Raw genomic sequence first — 22,022 nt, 5'->3', positions numbered from 1 at the left:
CGTCGGGGGCCGCCGTCGGTCTCACTCCACCCGCTGTGCGTACGTCACCTGCTTCGGCTCGAACCCCGCGTCGCGATAGAACCGTCGCGCGCCGTCGTTGTCCCACTCGCAGGAGACGGTGAGGTAGTCGCAGTCGCGGTCGCCAACCATCGCCCGCACGCGCTCCACGACCGCCGCGCCGTAGCCCCGGTTTCGGTGCTCCTCGTCGACGGCGAGGTTCACGATCTTCAGGTACCGGGACCGCGCTCGGGAGGGACGGTGACCCGTTTCGAGCGTCACGAACCCGACGGTGTCGCCGTCGACGGAGACGAGGTAATCGGTCGTCGACGGGTCCTCGAGGTGCTCGCGAAACCCCTCGTCCGGGACCTCGCTCGCGTCGGCGTAGGCGAGTTGGTTCAGCTCCGAGTACGATACCATCGACGTCGCGAGGTCGTACCACCGCTCGACGAGCGCGTCGAGGTCGCCCTCGGTGGCTTCGACGAGTTCCATGCCGGCCCACCGCGGCGACGGCCCTTCAGTATTGGTCCGGCGCGCGTCGCCGTCGCGTCCGGCGCCCGCGCCGCGGTCCGGTCCGGATTCGCGGATCGATCCGGCGTGAGACCGACAGGCACATGCGGATCCCCCGAGACGGGCCGATAGATGCTCGGGCTGGAACACGACTTCCGGATCGTCGACACCCGCGCGACGCTGGACCCCGACGAGTCCTCGGTCGCCACGCACGGCCGGGACATCTCCCCCGAGCGGTTGGAGCGCGAGATGCTCCAAGCGGGCGTCGTGCGCGCGGTCGCGAGCCCCGGTCGCCGTTCGCCCGGCCGGAGCTACCTCCGCGCGAACAACGCGGTCGCGCGGCTCTCGATCGACCGGCCGTTCGTCGCGTTCGCCCGGCTCAACGGCCCGCGCGATCCGGGGACCGGCCCCCTTCCGGCGATCCGGAACCTCTACGCCGAGCGCGACGACCACCACGCCCGCCCGGACGACGTCGAGCAGTACTCCTACGACGACCGGTTCCACGGGTTCACGCTCGTCCCCCACGTCGACGGGCTCCCGAACGAGGACGTGTTGCGGCGGCTTGAGGCGGCCGACCTCCCGCTCATCGTCCACGCCGGCAGGGAGTTCCCGCCCGAGGCGGTCGAGCGCGAGCTGCTCGACTACGACCTCCCGGTCGTCCTCGCGAGCTTCGGCGGCTACCCGCTCGACGCCGACCTGATGAACGAGACCCTCGACCTGCTCGACGATCACGACCGGCTCTACGTCGACACGAGCGCCGTGCGCTACCGAGAGGTGCTCGAACGCGGCGTCTTGGAGCACCCGGACCGCGTCCTCTTCGGCTCCGGCGCGCCGGACGTCCACCCGAACGTCGGCGTGATGGAGGTGCTCACGCTCGACGTCTCCGAGGACCTGATGCGCCGCGTGTTCGCGAAGAACCCGGCTCGGCTGATCCCCGCGCTCGCCGAGGGCGCGGACGTCTGAACCGACGGTCACTTGTCGCGGCACCGCCGACCCGACGAGCATGAGCGACGCCGAGAGCGAAATCGACGACGGCGACGACGCCGACGACGACCCCCTCGTCGAGGTCGTTCGCGCGGCCGGCCACGAGCACGTCACCGCCGAGCACGCGAGCACGTTCGAGTTCACGACGGACGACTGGCTCACGCCCGCCGGCGACTGCATCGTCGGCGTCGCGGCCGACCGCGCGCCCCGCGACTTCTCGGCGTCGTTCCGAGAGGCGTGTCGAGACGCGGACGCGACCGTCTCTGCGACGATCGCCGTCGGGGAGCCGGGCGACGAGGCGGTCGACCTCGCGGCCCCGGCGCACGTCGACCGGATCGCCGGACGCGGCGACCCCGACCTGACGCTCCTCGACGACCGCTCGATGGTCGGACGGACGAGCGACTACACCGACGACGAGCGCACGATCCTGGTCGACGGCGACGGGGCGGCCGCCGACCTCGACCGCGACCTCGTCGCCGCGCTCGCCGAGGGCGCGCCGGTCGCGCTGCGGCTGGCCGTCGAACCGGCGGAGTGAGGCGGTGCGAGGCGAAGCGATGCGGACTGAGACGAAGAGAGGCCGAGTTGAGCAGTGAACGCGAGTCCCTCGTCCGGTCCGGTCAGAGCCGGCCGGCGGCGTCGATCAGGTCGGTGGTCGGGAACGGGTCCTCGCGATCGAACGACGCGAAGACGGCCTCGTAGCGCGCCGCGGGCAACACGAGCACGACGACGTTCTCGAAGAACAGCGTCTGGGCCTCGAACTCCTCGTCGATGAGCTCCCTGAACTCGTCGCCGGTGACCTGACTCGCCATGATCAGCCGATACGCGGATTCGAGGTCCCGGTCGGAGTAGCGCGACTCCAAGTCAGCTCGGATGTACTCGACCGTGAAATCGAGGGAGTCGAGAGAGGCTATCACGCGAGCCTCGGCGCCGTCGACGCCGCGGAGGGTCTCCACCAGTTCGGACACACCGGCGGATTTTGCTGGTACGTACTAAAATCGCACGTTCGGGACCGGCCTCAGATCGGGAGCTCCGCGTCCGCTCCGACGACTCGGTCGACCTCCTCGGGGGCGCGCCAGTCGGTCGTGCGCTCCAGCAGCTGCACGACCATCCGACCCGTCACGCCCCAGACGGTGTAGCCGTCGACGTGGAAGAAGTGGACTCGGTGGTCGCCGTACTCCGGGTGGCCGATGCGACGCTCCGACTCGTAGTTCGCGGCGTCGGTCAGCCCGCTTACGGGGAGGACCGCGACCTCGGCCACCTCCGACTCGTCGGGGACGTACTCCCGGTCGGGCGCGACGCCGACGAACGGCCGGATCCGGTAGGCCGAGGAGGTCCGCGTGTCGTCGAGCCGCCCGACGACGTCGACCTCGTCGGGCCGCATCCCGACCTCCTCGTTCGCCTCGCGGAGGGCGGTGTCGGTCAGGGTCCGGTCGATCGGCTCGCGGCCGCCCCCGGGGAAGCTCATCTGCCCCGGGTGTTCCCCGAGGTGTGCGGCGCGCTTCGTGAACAGCAGGTGGGCCTCGCCGCCGCGCTCGACGACGGGCGCCAGCACCGCCGCCTCGCGGCGCGCCCGAGTCACTTTCTCGGGCGTGTACCGACGCAGCCCCGACAGGTCCATACCGGCCGTAGGCGCCGGGAAGGGGTTAACGTTTCTCCGCGTTCCTGCGGTCTGAAACGATCGGCGGCGGCGAGGGAGACGCCGCGTTCTGCCCGCCGCGTCCGGCCCATCGCGTCCCAACGGCCCGCACGGCTTCGGACGTTTTAAGCCCGCGACCGACCCTTCACACGACAATGAGCGACGACGACCAAGAGCTCGGTATCACCGAGTCCAAGTCACACAACACCGGCGAGTGGTACGCCGAGGTCGTACAGAAGGCCGGGCTGGCCGACTACGGCCCCGACGGGATGAGCGGGTTCATCGTCACCCGGCCGCGCGCGTACGCCGTCTGGGAGCGCCTGCAGGGGTTCCTCGACGCGAAGTTCAAGGAGACCGGCGTCCAGAACGCCTACTTCCCCCTCTTCATTCCCGAGTCGTACCTCGAACGGGAGAAGGACATCGTCGAGGGGTTCGACCCCGAGGTCGCGTGGGTGACCCAGGCGGGCACGAAGGAGCTCGAAGAGCGGCTCGCCGTCCGCCCCACCTCCGAGTCGATCATCACGCCGTACATCAGCCAGTGGGTGCGGAGCCACCGCGACCTCCCGCTTCGCGTGAACCAGTGGTGCTCGGTCGTGCGCTGGGAGGCGACGGAGACGAAGCCGTTCTTCCGCACGAAGGAGTTCCTCTGGCAGGAGGGCCACACCGCGCACGCGACGAGCGAGGACGCGTGGGACGAGACCATGACGCGGCTCGACCAGTACGAGTCCGTCTACGAGGACCTGCTGGCGATGCCCGTCCTGAAGGGACAGAAGCCCGACCACGACAAGTTCCCCGGCGCGGACACGACGACGACCGTCGAGGCGCTGATGCCCGACGGCAAGACGGTACAGGCCGGGACCTCGCACCACCTCGGACAGTCGTTCGCGGAGGCGTTCGACATCACCTTCTCCGACGAGGACGAGGAGGAGCGGCTCGCGCACACCACCTCGTGGGGGCTCTCGTGGCGCGCGCTCGGCGCGCTGATCATGACCCACTCCGACGAGCAGGGGCTCGTGCTCCCGCCCGGCGTCGCCCCCGAGCAGGTCGTCGTCGTCCCGATCTGGCAGGAGGACACGAAAGACGACGTGCTGGAGTACGCCGAGGGCGTCGCCGACGACCTCGACGCGGCGGGCGTCCGCGTCGAGCTCGACGACCGCGACGAGCGCAACCCCGGCTTCAAGTTCAACGAACACGAGCTCAACGGGATCCCGCTCCGGATTGAGATCGGGCCCCACGAGGTCGAGGACGGCGAGCTCACGCTCGTTCACCGCCCCGACGGGGAGAGCGTCGTCGAGGACCGCGAGGGCGTCGTCGACACGGTCCGCGACCACCTCGACGAGGTGTACGCGAAGCTGTACGCGGCCGCGGAGGAGACGCTCGACGGCGAGGTCCGCGAGGCCGAGGACCGCGCCGAGATCCTCGGGACGCTCGGCCAGCACGGCGGCTACGTGAAGACGCCGTGGTGCGGCGACGAGGCCTGCGAGGAGCCGATCAAGGAGCCGATGGCCGCCGAGATCGTGATGGTCCCGTTCGAGGACGACGACCCGCTCGTCGACGGCGAGGGCGACGAGACGTGTGCGATCTGCGGCGAGGACGCCGAACGGACCGCCTACTTCGCGAAGTCGTACTGAGGCGTAGAGCCGACGACGCTCCCCGGCGTCGTCGCCGGTACCCGCACGGTCCGCGAGCCCGCTCGCGAACACCCCGCCGCTGTCCCGCGTTTAATCCGCGTTGATCCGACTTAACGGAGATCGGTTTATATACGGATACGTCGCCTACCGTCAGGTGATGAACCGAGGTATCGCGCTCCTCGTCGTCGCGTTCGCGGTAGTCGGCGTCGTCGGGATCGCCGCGGCCGGCCCGGTCGGGACGGCCGTCGCGCAGGAGGACCCGGGGGCGACGAACGAGACGGCCGAGGGCAACGAGACGGCGAACGTGACCGACATCAGCCCCGGTGAGCGCCTTTCAGGCGTGATAGGGGTCCAGCGGGCCGAGATAGCCGGCGAAGTCGATTCGCGGGCGTTCGAGGTAGCACTCAACCGGACGGAGAACGCTGAGGACCGGGCCGACCTAGTCGAGGAGCGGTTGAACCGGACCGAGGGGCGACTGACCGATATCGAGCGGCGGCAGCGAGAGCTCCGCGAGCGCCGCGACGCCGGTGAACTGACTCAAGGCGAGTTCGCCGCGCGGATGGCGGAGCTCGGCGCCCGGGCGGAGACGGTCAAGCGCGAGGCGAACCGAAGCGCCGACGTCGCCCGCGATCTCCCCGAGTCGGTTCGGGCGGACCGCGGCCTCGATGAGGAGCGACTCGGCGAGCTTCGCGAGCGCGCCAACGAGGCGAGCGGCCCGGAGGTCGCGGCGATCGCCCGCGGCGTCGCCGGCAACGACGTCGGTGGGCCGTTGGCGGCCGAGCGACGCGGCCCGCCTGAGAACGCGGGTCCCGAGAGCGATCCGGGTCCCGGTGAGGGGGGCGACGGCGGCGACGGCGTTCCCGGGACCGGTGACGGGACGGCCGGCGAGGGTCCGCCCGACCGCGGCGACGGGAGTGACGCCGACGGCAACGCGACGAACGCGACCGGCGACTCGACGAACGCGGTCGGGACGCCGACCGACGGTTCGGGGAACGCGAACGAGGGGGCCGGTCGCGGTGACGGCGGCGACCGCGGTGACGGTGCGGACGGAGGGAACGCGACCGCTCAGGGCGACGGGGGGTCCGCGCCCGCCGGCGACGACCGCGGCGCCGGCGACGACCGCGGCGCCGGTAACGACTCAGTCCCCGGTGCCAGCGCCGCGAGCGCCGTCGACGCCGTCGCTGACCGTCTCGCCGGATCGCTGACGGACGGCACCGACTTCTTTCGGGGGGTCGTCGGCGGTGTCGATGGCTGAGTCGCGGCGGCTCCGGCCGCGGTCCGAGGCGACCGAGACGGAGCCGAGCGGCTCCGTCGCGCGCCCGCCGAGCCGCCCGAATCGCGGGCGGTCTCGTTTTGAAGATAGGAAGCGATTTATCCGAGCCTCGTAACTGTCCGCCCGTGCAGCGAACGGTACTCCTTCTCGTCGTCGCGCTCGTCGCCAGCGCCGGCCTCGCGTCGGTCGGGGCCGCACAGACCGGGGCGGGGCTCCCGTCCGGCGGCTTCGATCAGATGGACGTCAGCCCGGACGACGTCCTGATAGCGGTCACAGTCGAACCCGACGGCGACGCGGTCTGGGAGACCCAGTACCGGATCCGCCTCGCGGACGACGACGAGGAGCAGGCCTTCGAGGAGCTCCGCGCCGACGTGGAGTCGGACCCGGACGCGTACACGGGCCGGTTCGGCGAGCGGATGCGCACGACTGCGGGGGCCGCCGAGAACGCGACGGGCCGCGAGATGAACGTCACGAACGTCAGCGTGAGCGCCGAGCGACGCGAACTCCCGCAGTCGTACGGCGTCCTGACGTACCGGTTCGAGTGGAGCAACTTCGCGGCCGTCGACGGCGACCGACTCCTCGTGGGGGACGCCGTCGACGCGCTGTTCCTCGACGAGAGCACGTCGCTCATCGTCTCGTGGGAAGACGGGTACCGACTCGGCGAGGCGTCCCCGACCCCGACGGAGACCCGTGACGACGCTGTCGTCTGGCAGGGGCCAGTCGACTTCACCGAGGGGGAACCGCGCGTGACGATCGAACAGGAGGAATTCGCCGCCGGAGCGCTCCCGTTCGTCGCCCTCGGACTGCTCGTGGCGATCGTTGCGGTCGTCGGCTACCGTCGCCGCCCCTGGGGAGCGTCGGCTTCGGGCGAGACACCGGTGGCGTCGGCGGAGTCGACCGAGCCCGGGGCGACCACTTCGACCGCGGCTGACGGCGCGAGCGCCTCGCCCGATTCGGCTTCGGGCGAGGACGACGCGACCAGCGACTCGGCCGCCGGAGAGGACGAGTCGGGCACGGACGCGGACGAGGACGCGGACGGCGCGGCGCCGCCGGTCGACGAGGACCTGCTGAGCAACGAGGAGCAGGTGATCCGACTCGTCGAGGAGAACGGCGGCCGGGTCAAACAGAAACGGGTCGCCGAGGAGCTGGACTGGACCGCCGCCAAGACGAGCCAAGTCGTGACTGGGCTCCGGGACGACGGGGACCTCGACGGGTTCCGGCTCGGCCGCGAGAACGTGCTCTCGCTGCCCGAGTACGACGCGGCCGGCGGGGGAGACGCGGACGGCGAGGCCGACGGTACGACGGACGAACGCGAGGAGTGACGCGTCCGAGCGCCGCTCTCGGACCGACTCAGGCGGCCGGTAACGACCGGCCCCTCACTCGCTCTCCGCCCGCGTCAGAGGTCCCGCGACCGACCGAGGTGCTTGAGTTCGCCGCCGCACTCGCACGTGCCGCCGGAGTCCGTCCGTTCCCCGCATTCGAAACACTCGTACAGTTCTTGTCCGTCGCTCTCGTATTCTGGTCGCATATCAAGTCTTTTGATAGCAAGTAACATAGCTTCGGCCCTATTATTCTTTAAAGAATACGATATCATATCGGCGAGTGGTTGGACGAACGATCAGACCCGGTACGGGGCGCGCTCGGCGTCGACGGTCCGCCGGTGGGCCGATTCCGTGCCGTCGAGACGATCCGGGAAGACGGGACGAACGGCCGGAACCCGTTCCTTTTTGACTCGAATCGGCGTAGTTGAGGTATGGAGCTCGGCTTCACTCTCGGATCGAACGCCCCGACCGGCGTCTTCGCCCTCCACGCCGCGGTCGCCGCGTTCTTCCTGTACCTCGGGGCTGTGAACGCGGCCGCCGGCGAATCGCTCGGTCTCGCGTTGAACGCGCTCATCGGCGCCATGCTCCTCGTCGCCGGCGTCGTGACGGCGCGGATAACCGAACGGCGAACCTGAGTCACGGCGCGTTCGCCACCCTCGGCCCCGTCGAGTCCGAACGTCACGCGTCGCTTCTCGGCTCCACGTCGTTCCGTTAGAAGAGCCGGAGGAGGGATTTGAACCCCCGACCTATTCCTTACGAAGGAATCGCTCTGCCAGCTGAGCTACCCCGGCGCGCGTCTAACAATTCCCGAACGGCAAAATAAGGGTTCCGAAACGACGACGGCTCGGGGACCGGGCGCGGGCTCGATGCCCTCGACATCTCGCGATCCCCGTGCCCTCAAATTGTTGTCGTTCGTCTCGGTTAAAGTCTAATTCTACCTAGATACGGCGGTTTCTATCGATACTATCACAGGTGTATAAGGAAAAAACATAAATACTTGTTCAGGTCTTCAGTACAGTGTGGTCGCGCCGCGACGGCGGAGATCGGCTCCGTCGGTGGTGCGTGCCCGGTCGAAGCCCGTGCCGGGTGCCGATACTCTCGTCGGTCGCTTCCCCCACGGCGACCCGACGTGGCGGTCACCACTATCAGCGATCCACCGCGGCCGTCGTCCACCCACGTCTCCGACGTGTCAAGCGCGAAATCGCCTCTGACCTCGACGCTCCGACGGCCGCGAACTCTTGTCATGTGACGGGCCGTGTCGTCCCGACCCGCTCGTTCCCGGGCGGGACGACTGCCGCGCTGTCGGTCAGTCCATCCGGTCTCCTCGGTAGTTATCGGTGCGAGAGCCACTCGGCGAGGGGCGGCGCTCGTCCGACGCTCGCCGCGCCCCTAGGCGAAGAGCCGCCGCGGCTCGCTCGCGATTGCCGAGAGACCGCTCGCGCCGGCCCCGAGAGCGCCCGCGACCCGCACCTCCGCCGGTGCGACGCCGAGCTCGCGGGAGAGGCGCCCCGGGCGCGCGTCCGCGCCGATCACCGCGACCGTCCGACCGCGGACCCGGACCTCGGTCGTGAGGCGCGTCGCGGTCAACAGCGCGGCGGGGGCGCGTGTGTCGCCGTTCTCCGGTAGCCTCCGGACGACCCGGATCGCGTCGCGGACGGTCGGTACCTCGACGAACAGCCGCTCGCCGGTCGAGCGGACGTCGAGATCGACGCCGTCGACGGTGAGCGTGAGGTCCTCCGTGACGACCGAGAGCGGCGCCCTCGCGTCAGTCCCGCTCACGGGTCGTGACCCGCACGGTGCCGTCGAGCCGCCAGTTGGCGTGCTCGACGTCGTCGCCGGTTCCGCTGGGGACGTCGACGCTCATGTCCTCGAACTCGTACACGATCTCTGCGTTGCGGCCGGTCAGCCGGTCGTAGAGCCCGATTGCGAGGTCGGGCCACGTGGTCGTCTCGTCGATGCGCTCCTCCGGGTCGACTGTGTCGCTCATAGTCGATGGATACCACGTACCACAGTACTATAAAATTGTCACTCTGTCGAAACCACCGGCGGCGCTGGCGACGGGGAGTCACCGACACGTGATGACGCCGGCGTCGCAGGCGCGACCGACCGAACCGCGCTTCAGAGCCGCGTCAGCCGGACATCGAGGCAGACGTTGTACTCGTGGGGCGCGTACGACCGGACGACGCGCTCCGTCTCGATGTCGACCGCGTACTCGTCGCCGGCCGCCTCGCGGATCGCCCGCGCTCCGGGGCCGAACGGGTCGTCCTCGTGCTGAATGTCGTAGTAGTGGACCGCGCAGTCGTCGCCGGCCAGCCGAACGGCGGTGTCGAGGAACGCGTCGGCGGAGTGCGGGAGGTTCATCACCAGCCGGTCGGCCGCGTCGGCGTACTCGTCCGCGATCTCCCGCACGTCGCCGGCGATCGCGGTCACGCGGTCGGCGACCCCGTTCCGGGCCGCGTTCTCGCGGAGGTAGTCGACGGCGCGCTCGTTGAGGTCACAGGCGATCACGTCGGCGCCGCGGGACGCCAACGGCACCGCGTAGGGGCCGACGCCCGCGAACATGTCGACGGCGGTCTCGCCCGCCTCGGCCCGATCGATCACGCGGTGGCGCTCCGTGGCGAGCCGCGGCGAGAAGTACACCTCGGCGACGTCGAGCAGGAACTCGTGGCCGTACTCGCGGTGGACCGTCTCCGTGCCGTTCCCGGCCAGCACGTCCCACCGCCGGACGCGGAGCTCGCCCTCGATCGGCGACGCGCGGTTGAGCACCGTCTCGCAGGGCACGTCGGAGGCCATCACCGCGTCGGCGATCTCGCGGGCGCGCTCGTCGTCGTCCTCGTCGACGATGACGATGTCGCCGAGGCGCTCCAGCGAGGGCTCGTATCCGAGGATGTCGGCCGGCGTCCGCGGACGGTCGCGCTCGGCGGCGTCGCGCTCGACGACGGACGCGTCGAGGTCGGCAGGCACCGCTTCCGGGTCCGTGACGGGGATGTAGATGGCGTCGCCCTCGACCGCGATCTCGTGGTCGCCGTCGAGGACGCCCGCCTCGGCGAGGCGCTCGCGGACGGCCTCTCCGCGCTCGCGGTCGACGGCGACGCAGGGAACGCTCATTGTCGCGGAGAGGCGGAGCGAGCCATAAACGCTGACGCTTTCGGCCGTCCGGGACGGCCGGGCCGACGATCCGGTGCGACCGCGGCGCCGGAGTCAGTCGTCCGCGGTCGCCTCGGGTCGATACGCCTCGCTTATCCCCTTCCACTTCCCCGACCGGAACCGCCAGTAGTTGATCGCGGCGGGGATCGTCGTCTCCGCGAGGAACGCCGTGTAGAGGCCCCACAGCCCGATCGCAGGGAGCGCGACCTCCGGGAGCGTGAGCCCGGTCAGGGGCACGTCGAGCGCGGGGGTCACGTCGTTAGCGCCGACGTACGCGAGCGGGATCGAGACGCAGAACATTCCCAGAAACTGGCTCGCGAAGGGGATCTTCGTGTCGCCGGCCGCGTCGAGCGGTCCCGCCGCCCCGCCGGAGACGCCCTGGAACACGACGGCGACGCAGGCGGCGTACACGAGGTTCACGGCGATCGGGACCTCCGGGCTCTGTGGGCTCTCCGCGAACAGCACCACGATGTCGGTCGCGAACGCGGCGATCAGCGCCGCGGAGACGACGTACGTCGCCACGGAGAAGCGGATGATGTCGCGGGCGTACGCCTCCGCTTCTCCGGGGTCCTCGCCGCCGAGTTCCTGTCCGACGAGGCTTGAGGAGGCGAGCCCGAACCCCCAGCCGGGCGTGTTCATGAGCCCCCAGATGCGCCGTGCGATGACGAACGCGGCCACCGTGTTCTCGCCGAACACGTCGAGGATGGCGAGCATCGGGAACTCCGCGGCGGTCCACACGAGGTTGCGCGCGCCGACCGGGAGCCCGATCTCGACGAGGTCGCGGAGCATGTCCGGGTTCAGGTAGGAGCCGAAGGGGTCGACGGCGACCGGGAACTCGCCGATCAGGGGTGCGCTGCCGCGCACGAGCCCCGCGGTGAAGCCGGCGACGGCGAGGACGTTCGAGAGGACGGTGCCGACCGCGGCGCCCTCGACCCCCCACCCGAACCCGAAGATGAACAGCGCGCTGAGGACGATGTTCGCGAGCGCGCCGCCCGCCCGCACCTGCATCGCGGTGTACGCGTCGTCGCAGCCGACCAAGACGCGGCTCCCGACGAGGTTGAGAGCGGCGAACGGCACCCCGAGCCCGACGACGCGGAGGTAGTCGGCCCCGAGCGCGATCGCGGCCTCGTTGCTGCTCAGGACGTCGATGAACGCCGGCGCGTACAGCCAGAACGCCGAGCTGACGGGGAGCGTGACGAGCACGACGAGGAGGGCGCTCGACCGCACGGCGTCGCCGAGCTCGCCGTACGCCGCCGCGCCGTACCGCTGGGAGACCAGGGCGATGGTACCGCCGGCGACGCCGCCGCCGATCGCGAACGAGAGCCCCCAGTACGGCCCGGCGAACCCGACGCCGGCGACCGCGCTGGTGCCGACCGCGACGCCCACCATCGCGACGTCGACTGCGTTCTTCGACATTCGAGCGATCCCCGTGACGATCCGCGGCCACGCGAGGTCCGTCGTCCGGACCACCCGGTGGCGGTCGATCAGTCCCGCCCTCGCGAGGGCGAAGCCGATGTACAAGATGAGCGCGCGGAAGGGGTTCGGGAGGCGGACCACTGCGAGTACGCCTCTTTCCCGGTGGGCGCTAAAGGGATTTCGTCACGCGGCGGTCGTTTCCGGATCGGGGGGACTCGACCGCGACGTTGAGGCGGAGACAGATCTCAGGCGCCCGACACGAGGTACACGGCCGCGGCGGCGAAGACGATCCCGACCGCCTTGCGGGCGGTGAACGACTCGCCGAGGAAGAGGAAGCCGATCACCGACGAGAAGACGAGGAACATCGCGAAGATGGGCGTCACGACGCTCACCGGCCCCAACGCGAGCGACCGGTACAGCGCCAGGATGCCGATCCCGAGGAACACTCCGGCCGCGAGCACGTGGAGGATCTTCGGCGACCCGAGGTGGACGGCGAACCCCTGGCCGGTGTACGCGAGCACGCCGACGGCCATGCAGATGAGCAGGGTGTTAGAGACCACGACGGCGACGTCGCTCGGGACCGCGTCCGGTCCCGTGGTCGCGACGCGCATCAGCGGCGAGACGAGCGCGTACGCGCCCATCGCGAGGAGCGCGTAGGGGAGATACGTAGCGTCCATACCGGCGGGTCGACCGGGGCGAACTAGTGCCTACCGACCTGCGACCGACGGCCGGCAGCTACCGACTCGCGACCGCCGGACGGAGTTTACCGACCTGCGACCGTCGGCCGGCGGCTACCGACCCGTGCCCGCGGAGCCGGCGGACGCGTGGGTCTCGGCGCCGGCCGACTCCTCCCCGCCCGCCGGCGCCGCGTCGCCGGTGGGGACGGAGACCGTGACGACCGTCCCGCGGGGCTCCCGCTCCGCGAAGGAGACGCTCCCGCCGACCTCGTCGATCCCCCACTTCACGATCCAGAGGCCGATCCCGCTGCCGTGTTCCAGCGGCGTCTCCGTGCCCTGCGCCAAGACCTCGTACTCGGCCGGGTCGATCCCCGGGCCGTCGTCGGCGACGGAGACCTCGACCCAGCCGTTCGCGACGGTCGCCTCGATCCACACGGACGGCGCGTCCGCGTCGTTGTGCTCGACCGCGTTCGAACAGAGGTTCGCCGCGACGACGCGGAGGGTCGACGGAACCGGCACGTCCGGCACGTCCCCGTCGATCGACACCCGAGCGTCTGGGAACTCCTCGCGGAGGTCAGCCGCCGCCTCCTCGACGACCGCGGACAGCGCGACCGGCGGCTCCGGCTCCGAGACCGGGTCGAACAGTTCGCTCGCGGTCCGGGTCCGCTCGCTGAGATCGAGGATCCGCGATGCGCTCTCCTTGACGACCGACAGCGCGCGCTCGTCTCCGGAGTCGGCCGTCAGTCGGTCGGCGTACCCGTGGATCAGGTTCGTCTCGGTCCGGACGTCGTGTCGGAACACCCTGTTGAGCACGTTCAACCGCTGCTGCTGGCCGAGGTACTCGCCAACGTCGTGGAAGACCATGAGCCGCCCGACCGCCCGACCGTGGTTGTCGGTCACGCGTCGCACCGTGACCTCGTACGGTCGGCGCCCGTTCCGTCCCACGATCGAGAGGGGCCCGACGTCGCCCCGTTCACCGTCGAGCGTGTCGTAGCGGGGCACGACCGCGCCGGCCGCCTCGCCGACCGCCGTTCGGCGGTCGACCTCGAACACGTCGGCGGCGCTGCGGTTCAGGTCGAGCACGTGGCCCTCGGTGCCGACGACGAACACGGGGTCGTGGAGCTGCTCGAAGACGAGCTGGCGCGCCCGGCGGCGCGGCGCGGGCGTGAGCGTGAGCAGCCGGAACCGCGACAGCGCGAGGAGGTACGCGACCCCGGAGGCCGCGAACGCGACGGGGGTCGGGTCGAGTCCGGGGATGGGGATCGCCCCGGTGAGATAGAGGACGCTGCTCACCCACGGCACCGCCGTCCCCACGAGCAGCGCCGCGCTCTGCCCCCGGAACGGACGGGCGTCGTCGCGGACGAGCTGGAGGATCGGGACCGACCCGATCAGCCCCATCAGGTAGGTGTAGCCGGCGATGACGTAGTACCAGGGACCGACGTCGACGCGGAGGAACGACCCGACCGCGGTGTCGGCGACCGCGCGGTCGGTGGTGATGAGCCCCAACGGGTCGCCCGTCGCGACCACGAGGACGGTTATCGCCGGTGCGACGCAGGCCGCCGCCACGACGCTCGGCCGCACGTACCGGTCGCGGCCCGTGTACTCCAGCGCGAACAGCAGCCACCCGACCGGGACCACTACCACGCCGACCCACTGCACGTCGTACCAGAGCGCCTTCGCGGCGAGCGTCGACGCCTCTAACTCGAAGACGAGGAACGTCGTCCACCACACCTGCCCGACGAGGAGCAGCGCGAGCCACGTCGCCCCCGCCTCCGGCCGCTCCCGCCACGCGAGGATCGCCGCGGACGTCCCGGTCACGACCGCGGCGAGAAGCGCGATGGAGAGCGGACTCAGCCCGATCACACTTAATTACATGTAAAGGTAATATAAATCATTTTGTTTCCCTGATTCGACATCCGCGCCGCGATCGGGCGGACGGCGGGAGTCGGTCAGCCGACCAGCGACACCCCCGCGATCGCGGCGCCGACGACGAGGTAAGTGCAGTCCGGGGCGACGCCGAGGACCGCGGCGTCGTCGACGCGGCCGGCGAGGGCGGTGACGCAGACCGACGCGGCGATGCCGACGCCGAGCGCCCCGACGAGCGGCCACGCGAGCAACCCGGCGACGGCGGCGGCCGTCACGGCGCCCGCGACGATCAGGTCGACGCTGTACAGCACCCGCCGGGTCCGGGCGACGCCGAGCACGACGGGGAGCGTCTCGACGCCGACCGCCGCGTCCGCCTCCACGTCCCGGACGTTCGGGAGTTCGGCGTCGACGAACGACCGGAGGAGGAAGTACGCGAAGACGACCGGGACGGCCGGCCCTACCGCCGCCTCGGCGAACGCGATCGGGAGGAACGTGAGGGCGGTCGCCCACCCCACGGCGACGACGATCGAGTTGACGACGAGCACGTCCTTCAGGCGGGGGACGTAGCTGTGCCCGCCGTCGGTGACCCCCGCACCGACTCGCCCGACGGGCTGGTCGTCGGGCGCGACGCTCGCGAGGACGTCGCCGACGGCCCGGCCGAGGTCGGGCAGCCAGTCGGAGGCGTACACGACCCAGAACGCACCGGGGAGCAGCGTGACCGCGAGCGCGACCGGTCCGCCGATGACCGCGAGCGCGACCGCGGTGCCGTACGCGAGCGTGGCGGCGACCATCAGCTGGTCTCCGTAGCGCCGGGCGAGCAGCGCCCGCTGCGGGGTCGAGGCCGCGTCGGCGTCGGCGTCGGCGACGTGGTCGACGGTGTACACCGCGAAGGTGACCAGTGCGACGACCACCGGGGCGGCTGTCGGCCGGACGCCCAGCAGAACGGTCGCGATGAGCGTCTCGACGGCCGCGACGAGCGCGATGAACGGGGCCCCCGACGCGAACGCGCCGAGGAGGCGCGCGGGGTCGGTAGTCGTCCCGACCGCGGCCGGAGACGTGCCTTTCGGCGCCGCTGACTCTCGACGCGGTGGCGTCGACTCCGTCGAGGCGCGCGCCGGCGTCTCGGACGGGAACTGTTCGGTGTGATTCTCCGAGTCGGTGCCGTCGATGAACTCCGACGGCGGATCTGTCCTGTTTGACATTGTTTGCGGCCGGCACCCCGACTGTCGGTGGCACCCGCCAGCTATACTCAAACCACCGAACCTATTTATACATAATAAAATGAATAAACAAACTGATAATAGTGGGCGTTTTATCTCCGACTGAGCCGATTCGATCTCGCGTGCGTCGCCCACCGGCGGATCGGCGGCGTCCCGAGTCCTCCGTGCCCCCTTCAGTACGCTTTTGAGGAGAGCGGCCGATCCGTCCCCTATGGACGGAACCTTCGACCACACGATGATCCGCGTCGAGGACTTAGAGGAGAGCCTCGACTGGTACCAGACGCACCTGAACTACGAGGAGAAGGGACGCTGGGAGGCGGACACGTTCACCAACGTCTACCTCGGCCCCGAGGACGTCCACGAGGACGGCGCGCTCTTAGAGCTCACCTACAACCACGGCGACCGCACCTACGAGATCGGCGACGCGTGGGGTCACATCGCCGTGCGCGTCCCCGAGGACGCTCTCCAGGAGTCGTACGACCAGCTGATGGCGGAGGGCGTCGAGGACTACCGAGACCCCGAGTCGTGCGGCAACCGCTACGCGTTCGTGAAGGACCCGGACGGCCACGAGATCGAGATCGTCAAGCGCGACTACGGCGAGAAGTGGAGCATCGACCACACGATGATCCGCGTCGAGGACGCCGACGAGGCGCTCGGCTACTGGACCCGCAAGTTCGAGTACACGGAGCAGCCGGGTGGCCGCTGGGAGGCGGACACCTTCTCGAACTACTTCATGGCTCCCGAGGACGCCCCGAAGGAGGCGATGAAGCTGGAGCTCACGTACAACTACGACGGCCGCGAGTACACGATGGGCGACGGCTGGGGCCACCTCTGCGTCCGCGTCGACGACCTCGACGAGGCGTGGGAGACGCTGATGACCCGCGAGGCGCCGGACTACCGCGACCCCGCCTCCTGCGACCACAACTACGCGTTCACGAAGGATCAAGACGGCCACGAGATCGAACTGCTCGTCCGGGAGTAGGCGTCAGCGCCCCTCGTTTCTCGCCGCTCGCTCCGCGACGTCGACGCCGTGCACCTCGAACCGGGCGCCGCCCAGCTCGGGGTCGTCCGTGACCCGCACGTCCCAGCCGTGAGCGGTCGCCACCTGCTCGACGATCCGGAGGCCGAACCCAGTCCCCTCCCGCGAGGTCGAGTAGCCGACGTCGAACACGTCCTCCCGGTCGTCGGGCGGGATTCCGGGTCCGTTGTCTGCGACGAAGAACCCGTCGCCGTCGGTCAGGCCGCCCACCGTGACGGCGACGCGATCGCCGCCGTGCTCGACGCTGTTGCGCATCAGGTTCTCGATCAGCTGTTGCAGCCGGCTCTCGTCGGCGTGCAGCGTCAGGTCGGTCTCGACGGCGAGCGTCGCGTCCGCGGTGTCGACGTTCAGCCAGCAGGACTCGACGACCGCCGCGAAGGCAACGAGCTCCGTGTCGCTCACGCGCTCCCCCTCGCGGGCGAGAGTGAGCAGGTCGCTGATCAGTCCGTCCATCCGTTCATGGGCGCCGGCCGCGGCGTCCAGGTGCGGCGAGTCGCAGTCGTCTCGGGCCAGCTCTACCCGGCCCTGAGCCACGTTGAGCGGGTTTCGGAGGTCGTGGGAGACCACGCTTGCGAACTCCTCCAGCCGGTCGTTCTGCCGCTCTAGCTCCGCGCTCCGCCGGTGGAGCCGCTCGGTACGGGCCTCCGACTGGAACGCCGTCTCCGCGGCGGTCGCGAGGATCTTCGCGAGGAACACGTCGGTCCCGTCGAAGACGCCGGGGTCGGTTTCGCCGATCGATACCGTCCCGTACTCGCCCGCCGGGAGGATCATCAGGCTCCGGAGCCCCGTCCCGTTGTCGGCGGCGTCGAGAGTCTCGATGTCGTCGTACACCCGGACCTCGTTCGCCTCGTAGGCCGCCCAGTTGAGGCTCCCGCCGTCGGGCGTGAACACCTCGCGCTCGGGGAGCGTCGCCTCGACGGCCTCCGACACGGCGACCGGGACCAGCCCGCCGGCGTCCTCGTCGTGGATCCGGACGGTCGTCACGGAGAAGCCGAGCACTTCGGCCGCGGCGTCGACGACGCGCTCGGCGATCGCCTCTCGAGAATCCGCGCGGATCAGGTTCCGCGTCGCGTCGTGAAGCCGCTCCAAGCGCGTCTCGCGGTCGACGCGGTCGAGGGCGGCCTCCAGGTGGTTCGCCAGGATCTCGGCGATGAGGACGTCCGTGTCGGTGAACGCGTTCGCCGCCGACGCGGAGATGACGAACAGCCCGTGCCCCTCGATCGGGTGGAGCACGAGACTCTCCGCTGGCGTCTCCTCGTCGAGGCGGTCAGACTCGGAGAGCTCGTCGATCGCGAGCGGCTCGTCGCCGCGGTACGCCTCCCACGCGAGGGCCGCGCGCGACCCCGGCGGCCCGCCTCGGTCGTACGACGGCTGCTCGTCGAAGAACATGGGGACCGACTCCGCGAGCGCGATCGGCTCCAGCGCATCTCCGGCGTCGTTCTCTAGGTGGATCCCGCTCAGCTCCGCGCCGATGATCGCCGACGCGGCGTCCACCGCCAGCTGCGTCGTCTCCTCGACCGTGCGGGTGTAGTTGAGGTCCCGCGTCCACTCGCGGAGACGGGCCAGCTTCTCCTCGCGCCCCTTCCGGTCGGAGACGTCCCGCGTGTTGATCACGTACCCGTCGATCCCGCTGTCGTCGAGCCTGTTGCTGCCGACAGACTCCACCCACAGGTAGTCGCCGTCGGCGCGCTCCAGCCGGTGCTCTATCGTCGGATTCTCCGCGTCGCCGGCGATCGACTCCCTGAACCCTTCGAGGACGCGTTGGCGGTCGTCCGGGTGCACGTACTCGAACGCGTCCTCACCGAGGAGGTCCGCCGGCTCGTAGCCGAGGAGCGACTCGACGGACGGGCTCGCGTACTGGAACGTCCCGTCCGCGTCGAGCGCCGAGACGATGTCGTTGGAGCGCTCGAGGAACGCGCGATGCCGCTCGCGTTCGGTCACGTCTCGGATGATCCCGACGAACCGGCGCTCACCGTCTTCCTCGAACTCGCCGAAGGAGATCGACAGCGGCACCTCGTGGCCCTCGCGGTGCTGGCCCGGGAACTCGACGGCCGACCAGTCCATCTTCGGGTCACCGCCGGAGACGTACCGTTCGACCCCAGCGGTGTGATCCGCGGCCTTCCGGTCCGGCATCAGCTTCGTCAGCGGTTCTCCCTCCAGCTCGCTCGGCGCGTAGCCGAACAGCCGTTCGACGGCGGGGTTCGCGAACCGGATCTCGCTGTCGGCGTCGATGGTGACGATCGCGTCCATCGAGTTGTCGGTGATCGCGCGCAGGTGCGTCCGGGTCCGTTCGGCCTCGCGCTCGGCGCGGCGCTTCATGACGGCGTCGGCGATCCGGTTCGCGAGGATCTCGTACTTCTCGGTACCCCCGCCCTTCTGGAGGTAGTCCGTCACCCCGGCGGAGATCGCCTCGCTGGCGACGGTCTCCGACCCCTTTCCGGTGTACAGGACGAAGGGGAGGTCGGGATCGCGCTCCCGGACGCGCTCTAAGAACTCGATCCCGTTCGGTCCGGGCATGTCGTGGTCGGAGACGACGCAGTCGATCCCGCCCTCGTCGAGCCGCTCCAGCCCGACCGTCGCGTTCGGGGCGGCCTCGACGGCGATCCGCTCGTCCTCGCGTTCGAGGAACGATCCCGTCACCTCCGCGAGGTCCGGGTCGTCGTCGACGAGGAGGACGCGGATCCGGTCTCTCATTGATCCCGAGTACTGGTGACGACGGTATAACCATTTGGTCGGCCAGCGGAAACATCGACCACCCTAGGGCGGGCGGATCCGCGGCTCCTACTCGCCGTCATCCGGCCGGAACGCGACCAGCGGCTCCCCGTCCGTCGCTCGCTCCTCGACGCCGGCCGTCACCGACAGTCCGACCTCGACCGCGTCGCCCTCGGGCTCGACGCCGCGCAGGACCCCCGTCGCTCGGACCGGCCCGAGGTCGACGACCGCGGTGACGTACGGGGCGTCGTCGGCGAACCGCGGCGAGGGCACGTGGACGACGCTGAACGTCTCGACGCGTCCGGTCTCCGCGAGCGGTTCCCGCGAGAGCGCGTCCGACCCGCAGTCCGGACAGATCCGGCGCGGCGGGAGCGACCCGTGGCCGTCGGGGCAGACCAGCGCGTACCCCTCGCCCGCCGCGAGCGCGTCGAGCCACTCGTCGTAGCCGGCGTCGCTGACCGGCGTCGGCGTGGGGCCGGTCCCGTCGGCGTCGCCGCCGTCGCTCCCCGCGTCGCCGTCGTCGCCGGCACCGTCGTCGCTCATTCCGCCACCTCCAGCACGTGGACGACCGCGCTGGCAACGGTTCCGCCCGCGTTGTGCGCGACGCCGACCTCGGCGTCTGGGACGTGTTCGCTGTTCGGGTGGTCGCCCCGCAGCAGCCGCGTCAGTTCGGCGATCTGGGACCCGCCGGTCGCGCCGACCGGGTGCCCTTTCGCCTTCAGGCCGCCGGAGAGGTTCACCGGGAGGTCGCCGTCGGCGGTCGTGATCCCCTCGCGGGCCGCCGAAACCCCCTCGCCGACCTCGAAGAGCCCGAGCGACTCCGTGGCGAGCACCTCGGCGATGGTGAAGCAGTCGTGGACCTCGGCGACGTCGACGTCGTCCGGGCCCACGCCGGCGGCCGCGTAGGCGGCCTCGGCGGCGTCGTCGGCGGCCGGCGTTCGAGCGAGGTGTTCGCGGTCGCCGAGCGCCATCCGGTCGGTCCCCTGTCCGGTCCCCGCCACCGCGACGGGGGCGTCCACGTCGTGTTCCGCGGCGTACTCCGCGGAGACGACCACCAGCGCGCTCGCCCCGTCGGTGATCGGGCAGGCGTCGTAGAGGTGGAGCGGTTCGGCGACCGGCGGTGCGTCCATCGCCTCGTCGACCGACACCTCTCGGCGGTACTGTGCGTACTCGTTCGGGAGCGCGTTCGCGTGGTTCTTCGAGGCGACGTGGGCCAGGTCCCGTCGCTCCCCGCCGTACGCCTCGAAGTAGGCGGTCGCCATCAGGGCGTACGCGCCGGGGAACGTGACGCCCGACCGGACCTCGAAGAGGTCGTCGGCGGCCATCGCGAGCCCCTCCGTCACCTCGGCGGTCGGCAGGTTCGTCATGCGCTCCATCCCCCCGGCCAGGACCACGTCGGCGTCGCCCGCGGCGACGGTCCGGACGGCCTCGCGGACGGCGACGCCCGCGGAGGCGCACGCCGACTCGTACCGGGTCGCGGGACAGCGCACGCCGGCGGCCTCGGCCATCAGCGGCGCCTGGTGGCCTTGATGCTCGGCGAGCGCGCCCATGAAGTTCCCGTAGTTCAGTTCCTCGACGTCCTCTCGCGGGACGCCGGCGTCCTCGAACGCGCGCTCCGCGGCCGTCGCGAAGAGGTCGCGTCCCGCGCGGTCCGCGTGGCTCCCGAAGCGCGTGAGCCCGACTCCGGCGACGCGTGCGTCGGTCATACCTGAACGATAATCGGGGTCCGGTTTATCGCTGCCGGAAGGCGCGGTCGCTCTGTATAAAAAGCCGGTCGGACCGCGTCCTACCCGATGTACCGCAGGTCGTCGTCGGGCACCGCGGGACCGTCCTGCATCTCGCGGATCTTCCCGACCACCTCCTCCATCTCCTCGGCGCGGTCCTCTAAGCTCTCGTAGTCGACCGAGAAGTCGAGGACCGCCTCGAGTGTCTCGAGCACCGCCCGGGCGCTCTTGGGGTCGACGAGGTAGCCGCTCGTCTCGCCCATGAGGCAGGCGGCGTCGAAGCCCCGGCGGCCGCCGAGCCCGAGCACGAGCCCGGAGACGCCGACGATCCCGCCGGCCGGCTCGTCGGGCCGGAACTCGACGCCGGCGTCTTTCAGCCCCTCGACGAGGTCGGCGTCGGAGACCGCGCCGAGCACGGTGTACTCCTCGACGAGCTCGCCGGTCGGCACGCCGCCGAGCGCGTACGCCCGCGTCGCCCCGAACTCCTCGGCGATGTCGAGGAACGTCGTCGTGAGCGTGTAGTGGCCCGCGTTCGAGCCGGCCTGGTGGTCGCCGGTCAACACGAGCAGGTCGGCGCCGTCGGTCTCGACGGCGTGGAACTCGGCGCAGGTCAGCTCCGCGACCCCGTCGCCGTCGACGCTCACCTGCGGCGGGAACTCCGTGGTGTACACGCGGCGGACCAGCTCCCCGTCGAACTCCTCTAACAGGTGCTCCGCCGCCAGCTTCCCCACGTGGCCGACGCCCGGGAGGCCCTCGATGAGCACCGGGTCGTCGAGCTCCGGCGTCGCTACCTCGTCGATCTCGATGTCGTCCATACCGGACTGGTCGGGGCGGCGGTCACAAGAGGGTGGCTATTCCGGCGGCGCGA

The 22,022-nt window shown here is 70.6% G+C and carries 22 protein-coding genes and 1 tRNA gene; 7 read left to right on the top strand and 16 right to left on the bottom strand.

All coding sequences use genetic code 11. The features are described 5' to 3' along the window. Positions 1-21 precede the first annotated feature (21 nt). A complete protein-coding gene (locus tag DJ81_RS06795) occupies positions 22-489 on the bottom strand; it encodes an N-acetyltransferase (RefSeq protein WP_094589080.1) in 468 nt (155 codons plus the stop codon). A 150-nt stretch (positions 490-639) separates the two neighbouring features. On the opposite strand from DJ81_RS06795, the gene DJ81_RS06790 reads away from it, so the two are divergent. Next, complete coding sequence (locus tag DJ81_RS06790; protein ID WP_094524062.1) at positions 640-1,470, top strand: amidohydrolase family protein; 831 nt, start codon at positions 640-642, stop codon at positions 1,468-1,470. Between the two features lie 40 nt (positions 1,471-1,510). Continuing rightward, the gene (locus DJ81_RS06785; RefSeq protein WP_094524063.1) at positions 1,511-2,026 is read left to right on the top strand and encodes a DUF371 domain-containing protein; all 516 of its coding nucleotides are present in this window, start codon (positions 1,511-1,513) and stop codon (positions 2,024-2,026) included. A gap of 82 nt (positions 2,027-2,108) precedes the next feature. Here DJ81_RS06785 and DJ81_RS06780 read toward each other — a convergent pair whose 3' ends face one another. Together DJ81_RS06780 and DJ81_RS06775 are read right to left on the bottom strand one after the other, a co-directional pair. Then, a complete protein-coding gene (locus DJ81_RS06780) occupies positions 2,109-2,456 on the bottom strand; it encodes a hypothetical protein (RefSeq protein WP_094557293.1) in 348 nt (115 codons plus the stop codon). A gap of 50 nt (positions 2,457-2,506) precedes the next feature. Continuing rightward, positions 2,507-3,109, bottom strand: coding sequence for a CoA pyrophosphatase (locus tag DJ81_RS06775; RefSeq protein ID WP_094524065.1), 603 nt, complete (start codon positions 3,107-3,109; stop codon positions 2,507-2,509). 173 nt (positions 3,110-3,282) lie between these two features. Between DJ81_RS06775 and proS the strand changes: the two genes are divergently transcribed. The 3 genes from proS to DJ81_RS06760 all read left to right on the top strand — a co-directional run bounded on the left by proS (position 3,283) and on the right by DJ81_RS06760 (position 7,353). Continuing rightward, positions 3,283-4,758, top strand: a complete 1,476-nt coding sequence (proS, locus tag DJ81_RS06770; RefSeq protein WP_094527739.1) for a proline--tRNA ligase — start codon at positions 3,283-3,285, stop codon at positions 4,756-4,758. Between the two features lie 157 nt (positions 4,759-4,915). Next, a complete protein-coding gene (locus DJ81_RS06765; protein ID WP_094589078.1) occupies positions 4,916-6,013 on the top strand; it encodes a hypothetical protein in 1,098 nt (365 codons plus the stop codon). Between the two features lie 143 nt (positions 6,014-6,156). Further along, positions 6,157-7,353, top strand: a complete 1,197-nt coding sequence (locus tag DJ81_RS06760; protein ID WP_094589076.1) for a hypothetical protein — start codon at positions 6,157-6,159, stop codon at positions 7,351-7,353. 74 nt (positions 7,354-7,427) lie between these two features. On the opposite strand, the gene DJ81_RS18735 is transcribed toward DJ81_RS06760, so the two are convergent. Continuing rightward, positions 7,428-7,559, bottom strand: coding sequence for a rubrerythrin-like domain-containing protein (locus DJ81_RS18735; protein ID WP_141211975.1), 132 nt, complete (start codon positions 7,557-7,559; stop codon positions 7,428-7,430). A 225-nt stretch (positions 7,560-7,784) separates the two neighbouring features. Between DJ81_RS18735 and DJ81_RS06755 the strand changes: the two genes are divergently transcribed. Then, positions 7,785-7,988 carry a hypothetical protein gene (locus tag DJ81_RS06755; RefSeq protein ID WP_094589074.1) on the top strand — a complete coding sequence of 68 codons (204 nt, stop codon included), beginning with the start codon at positions 7,785-7,787 and terminating at the stop codon, positions 7,986-7,988. An 83-nt stretch (positions 7,989-8,071) separates the two neighbouring features. On the opposite strand, the gene DJ81_RS06750 is transcribed toward DJ81_RS06755, so the two are convergent. The 8 genes from DJ81_RS06750 to DJ81_RS06715 form a co-directional block, all read right to left on the bottom strand. After that, a tRNA-Thr gene (locus DJ81_RS06750) sits at positions 8,072-8,144 on the bottom strand. 598 nt (positions 8,145-8,742) lie between these two features. Then, positions 8,743-9,132 carry a peptide ABC transporter ATP-binding protein gene (locus DJ81_RS06745; RefSeq protein WP_094589072.1) on the bottom strand — a complete coding sequence of 130 codons (390 nt, stop codon included), beginning with the start codon at positions 9,130-9,132 and terminating at the stop codon, positions 8,743-8,745. Then, positions 9,119-9,340, bottom strand: coding sequence for a hypothetical protein (locus DJ81_RS06740; protein ID WP_094522986.1), 222 nt, complete (start codon positions 9,338-9,340; stop codon positions 9,119-9,121). Before DJ81_RS06740 ends, DJ81_RS06745 begins: the two co-directional genes overlap by 14 nt. 131 nt (positions 9,341-9,471) lie before the next feature. Then, positions 9,472-10,461 (bottom strand): class I SAM-dependent methyltransferase family protein, encoded by a 990-nt coding sequence (locus DJ81_RS06735; RefSeq protein WP_094589070.1) that lies wholly within the window; start codon positions 10,459-10,461, stop codon positions 9,472-9,474. Positions 10,462-10,554: 93 nt separating this feature from the next. Then, positions 10,555-12,057, bottom strand: coding sequence for an MATE family efflux transporter (locus DJ81_RS06730; RefSeq protein WP_094589068.1), 1,503 nt, complete (start codon positions 12,055-12,057; stop codon positions 10,555-10,557). A 104-nt stretch (positions 12,058-12,161) separates the two neighbouring features. Next, positions 12,162-12,593: an EamA family transporter gene (locus tag DJ81_RS06725; protein ID WP_094522992.1), complete on the bottom strand. Its 432-nt coding sequence runs from the start codon at positions 12,591-12,593 to the stop codon at positions 12,162-12,164. A gap of 114 nt (positions 12,594-12,707) precedes the next feature. Continuing rightward, complete coding sequence (locus tag DJ81_RS06720; protein WP_094527735.1) at positions 12,708-14,456, bottom strand: histidine kinase N-terminal 7TM domain-containing protein; 1,749 nt, start codon at positions 14,454-14,456, stop codon at positions 12,708-12,710. An 86-nt stretch (positions 14,457-14,542) separates the two neighbouring features. Beyond that, positions 14,543-15,661: a UbiA family prenyltransferase gene (locus tag DJ81_RS06715; protein WP_094589066.1), complete on the bottom strand. Its 1,119-nt coding sequence runs from the start codon at positions 15,659-15,661 to the stop codon at positions 14,543-14,545. A gap of 229 nt (positions 15,662-15,890) precedes the next feature. Between DJ81_RS06715 and DJ81_RS06710 the strand changes: the two genes are divergently transcribed. Next, positions 15,891-16,661, top strand: a complete 771-nt coding sequence (locus tag DJ81_RS06710) for a VOC family protein (protein WP_094522998.1) — start codon at positions 15,891-15,893, stop codon at positions 16,659-16,661. A gap of 3 nt (positions 16,662-16,664) precedes the next feature. On the opposite strand, the gene DJ81_RS06705 is transcribed toward DJ81_RS06710, so the two are convergent. From DJ81_RS06705 to DJ81_RS06690, 4 genes are all read right to left on the bottom strand, one after another. Further along, complete coding sequence (locus DJ81_RS06705; RefSeq protein WP_094589064.1) at positions 16,665-19,412, bottom strand: PAS domain S-box protein; 2,748 nt, start codon at positions 19,410-19,412, stop codon at positions 16,665-16,667. Positions 19,413-19,499: 87 nt separating this feature from the next. After that, positions 19,500-19,973 carry a Zn-ribbon domain-containing OB-fold protein gene (locus DJ81_RS06700; protein ID WP_094589062.1) on the bottom strand — a complete coding sequence of 158 codons (474 nt, stop codon included), beginning with the start codon at positions 19,971-19,973 and terminating at the stop codon, positions 19,500-19,502. Then, positions 19,970-21,136, bottom strand: a complete 1,167-nt coding sequence (locus tag DJ81_RS06695; RefSeq protein WP_094523004.1) for a thiolase domain-containing protein — start codon at positions 21,134-21,136, stop codon at positions 19,970-19,972. The genes DJ81_RS06700 and DJ81_RS06695 overlap by 4 nt, the downstream gene beginning before the upstream one ends. Positions 21,137-21,216: 80 nt before the next feature. Further along, the gene (locus tag DJ81_RS06690) at positions 21,217-21,969 is read right to left on the bottom strand and encodes a proteasome assembly chaperone family protein (protein ID WP_094527730.1); all 753 of its coding nucleotides are present in this window, start codon (positions 21,967-21,969) and stop codon (positions 21,217-21,219) included. Between the last annotated feature and the right edge of the window lie 53 nt (positions 21,970-22,022).

It is taken from the genome of Halorubrum sp. Hd13 (assembly GCF_002252755.1).
Lineage (GTDB): Archaea > Halobacteriota > Halobacteria > Halobacteriales > Haloferacaceae > Halorubrum.
Note: the sequence above shows the minus strand (reverse complement) of the source record. Positions and strands in the feature narration are given on the sequence as shown.

Bases quoted from the DNA above. Each gene is read 5' to 3' on its own strand.
- DJ81_RS06795 (WP_094589080.1), bottom strand. From the start codon at position 489: ATGGAACTCGTCGAAGCCACCGAGGGCGACCTCGACGCGCTCGTCGAG.
- DJ81_RS06790 (WP_094524062.1), top strand. From the start codon at position 640: ATGCTCGGGCTGGAACACGACTTCCGGATCGTCGACACCCGCGCGACG.
- DJ81_RS06785 (WP_094524063.1), top strand. From the start codon at position 1,511: ATGAGCGACGCCGAGAGCGAAATCGACGACGGCGACGACGCCGACGAC.
- DJ81_RS06775 (WP_094524065.1), bottom strand. From the start codon at position 3,109: ATGGACCTGTCGGGGCTGCGTCGGTACACGCCCGAGAAAGTGACTCGG.
- proS (WP_094527739.1), top strand. From the start codon at position 3,283: ATGAGCGACGACGACCAAGAGCTCGGTATCACCGAGTCCAAGTCACAC.
- DJ81_RS06765 (WP_094589078.1), top strand. From the start codon at position 4,916: ATGAACCGAGGTATCGCGCTCCTCGTCGTCGCGTTCGCGGTAGTCGGC.
- DJ81_RS18735 (WP_141211975.1), bottom strand. From the start codon at position 7,559: ATGCGACCAGAATACGAGAGCGACGGACAAGAACTGTACGAGTGTTTC.
- DJ81_RS06755 (WP_094589074.1), top strand. From the start codon at position 7,785: ATGGAGCTCGGCTTCACTCTCGGATCGAACGCCCCGACCGGCGTCTTC.
- DJ81_RS06740 (WP_094522986.1), bottom strand. From the start codon at position 9,340: ATGAGCGACACAGTCGACCCGGAGGAGCGCATCGACGAGACGACCACG.
- DJ81_RS06735 (WP_094589070.1), bottom strand. From the start codon at position 10,461: ATGAGCGTTCCCTGCGTCGCCGTCGACCGCGAGCGCGGAGAGGCCGTC.
- DJ81_RS06725 (WP_094522992.1), bottom strand. From the start codon at position 12,593: ATGGACGCTACGTATCTCCCCTACGCGCTCCTCGCGATGGGCGCGTAC.
- DJ81_RS06715 (WP_094589066.1), bottom strand. From the start codon at position 15,661: ATGTCAAACAGGACAGATCCGCCGTCGGAGTTCATCGACGGCACCGAC.
- DJ81_RS06710 (WP_094522998.1), top strand. From the start codon at position 15,891: ATGGACGGAACCTTCGACCACACGATGATCCGCGTCGAGGACTTAGAG.
- DJ81_RS06705 (WP_094589064.1), bottom strand. From the start codon at position 19,412: ATGAGAGACCGGATCCGCGTCCTCCTCGTCGACGACGACCCGGACCTC.
- DJ81_RS06700 (WP_094589062.1), bottom strand. From the start codon at position 19,973: ATGAGCGACGACGGTGCCGGCGACGACGGCGACGCGGGGAGCGACGGC.
- DJ81_RS06695 (WP_094523004.1), bottom strand. From the start codon at position 21,136: ATGACCGACGCACGCGTCGCCGGAGTCGGGCTCACGCGCTTCGGGAGC.
- DJ81_RS06690 (WP_094527730.1), bottom strand. From the start codon at position 21,969: ATGGACGACATCGAGATCGACGAGGTAGCGACGCCGGAGCTCGACGAC.